This window comes from Photorhabdus antumapuensis (assembly GCF_020387775.1).
Taxonomy (GTDB): Bacteria; Pseudomonadota; Gammaproteobacteria; order Enterobacterales; family Enterobacteriaceae; genus Photorhabdus; species Photorhabdus antumapuensis.
Genome location: NZ_JAHZMK010000095.1, coordinates 1 through 2,158, shown reverse-complemented (window position 1 = coordinate 2,158; position 2,158 = coordinate 1). Strand labels below are relative to the sequence as shown.

Here is a 2,158-nt window from a genome sequence, read left to right as displayed (position 1 = left end):
TGTACTTCTTCATGGAGAACTTCCCTTACTTGTTGGGTGTCCAACTTTCAGGGAGCAGTTCATTTTGGCTGGGATCTCTTTCTGGTTAGTCTTCGTATTTGAAGTCTATATTGAGCTTCATTTGTTCTACATCAAGTGTAACCTCGCAACCGTGCCATACTGTGCGATCATTAGTAAGGTTGTTATCCATGTAGTAATTACGTAATTCAACTAAATAACGAAGCATATCAGTATTAGCTTGCCCTCCGGCTGTTAGCCATTCAGTATTACCACTATTATCAATGTAGTCATACTCATATGCACAATGATCTCCTTCTGGAGATAAGTCTGCGCGCATGATGATTTTACGAGCTTCATCGGGAACAATGCTATATAAGATAAGACCTATATCTTTGTAAATTTCTTGATCACTTCTCATTATTTCCCTCCCGGAGCATTTATAAAGGTTTCTTCTTTCTCACGGCTGCCATTTATTGAATAACGAACGTTAATACTGGTAGGCCGCTGACTATTACCTGAGTAAACAGGCTCTATCTTAACATTAATTTGCTTACCTTCTTTCAATGCGTTTGCCCAGCGATTTTCCATTTTCTTCCAGGCACCGCGATTTAAGTTAGAATCCATCGGGACAATATTAAGTTTTTCACCCGGCCCATTGAAGATTGTTGCTATCAAATGACCGCCATCATCTCCCGGATTACCACACTTACCAGCTTTACATTGCTGATAGCCATTACGATCATTTGCATTCAGTAACAACTTAGCCTCAACCGAGTGAACTCGTCCTAATGAGTCCGTTTTATATGTTTTGTTATCATCAACATGATAAATCGTATTGGGCTTAGGTTTATTCAGTTGCTTTTCCCAAGCGCCTTTCTTCCCTGAGTTTAGAACGACAACTTGCGGCTCGATAGTCGCGGCTCCCGATTGATTCGCCTGCTGATTATGAGTAGAGCTAGCACCTTTTGCTTCCGTATTTCCTGTACCTTGTGACTTCGGCTTCTTCCCGGCAATCCCCAGTCCAATTATTCCGCTACTGCCGCCCACTTTCGGCATTACACCAAACTGTTCCGCGAACTCCTTGCCTTCAACAACCTTCTTTACCACATCCGGCAGAGACTGGTAAATCGCCTGAGCACTTTCCGCATTCTCTGCCTGCACAAAGCGGTTTAACTGTGCCATCTCCTCACTGCTGAGATTGGAGAGGAACGAAGTCCGGTTTAGGCCGCTAGCGGCGTCTGTTCCCGAGTTCATCATTTCCCAGACGGACACCACACAGCCCGGATTATGGGAACAGTCATCCGCCACACCTTCCTGACGGTTTTTCTCGCTGCGCTCCTTAAACTTGTCGTAAATTACCTGCTTATCTGTGCCAGTCTTTTCTGCTTCCAGTAGCTCTTCTTTCAGTTCGTAGACATCTTTGGCACTCAGGAAATTATTCTCGACCGCATTCTTCCCGGCCTGGGCCCCGGTAACGGTGCTGCCGGTGGAGTCACCGGCAATGCCGCCAGCCAGACCCGCTGCCAGAGTGGAGAGGGTGCTGATGGTCTGTTTTTCCTCTTCACTTAAGTCACTGACTTTAACATTTTCGCCGTGAATGTGCTTCATCAGTTCCCGGGCGGCCAGTTCCCCGCCCGCTGCGCCTGCTGCACCCGCCAGCGCATTGTTACCGCTGACTTCGGCCGCTACTGCCCCCAGAATTGCATGGGCCAGGGTATTGCTTACGACATCCACTTGATGGGTTTTCGGGTCGGTGGTCAGGTCTTTAATCACCCCGGCCAGGTAAGGGGAAGCGCCGCCCGCCAGTGCCTGACCCATATTTCCGCCCGCGAGTCCCTGAATGGCGGCAGTGGCCGCCTGTAAAGCGGTGTGGTATTTGCCACCGGTGCCAAAGCCAGATTCATTCAATGCCTGATGATAGGCGGTCTTGTAAATCTGGTCTTTAATGAGTTCCGGGGTGATGTCAGTTTTACCTTTATCCTCCAGGACTTTTATGGCCGCTTTTCTATCCGGTTCACTGATGTTCTCCAGTTTAGCGTGGGCCGCTTTGGTGGCGATAATGGCTCCTTCGGTACTGGCGATATCAATCACCTGCGCACTGATTTCGCCAAGCAGTTGGGCCTGTTTCAGTCGTTGCTGTTCTTTCTCTTTGTCAAAG

2 protein-coding genes are annotated in these 2,158 nt (G+C 48.1%); both read right to left on the bottom strand.

The genetic code is table 11. From position 1 onward, the window contains the following. Window positions 1-85: 85 nt before the first annotated feature. Window positions 86-418: an immunity protein YezG family protein gene (locus KZ793_RS22365; protein WP_225817272.1), complete on the bottom strand. Its 333-nt coding sequence runs from the start codon at window positions 416-418 to the stop codon at window positions 86-88. Beyond that, on the bottom strand, window positions 418-2,158 hold a 1,741-nt coding region (locus KZ793_RS22770), incomplete at its 5' end, for a DNA/RNA non-specific endonuclease (RefSeq protein WP_317987495.1). The genes KZ793_RS22770 and KZ793_RS22365, both read right to left, overlap by 1 nt.

Excerpts from the sequence above, each read along its gene's own strand:
- KZ793_RS22365 (WP_225817272.1), bottom strand. The coding sequence starts at position 418 with ATGAGAAGTGATCAAGAAATTTACAAAGATATAGGTCTTATCTTATAT.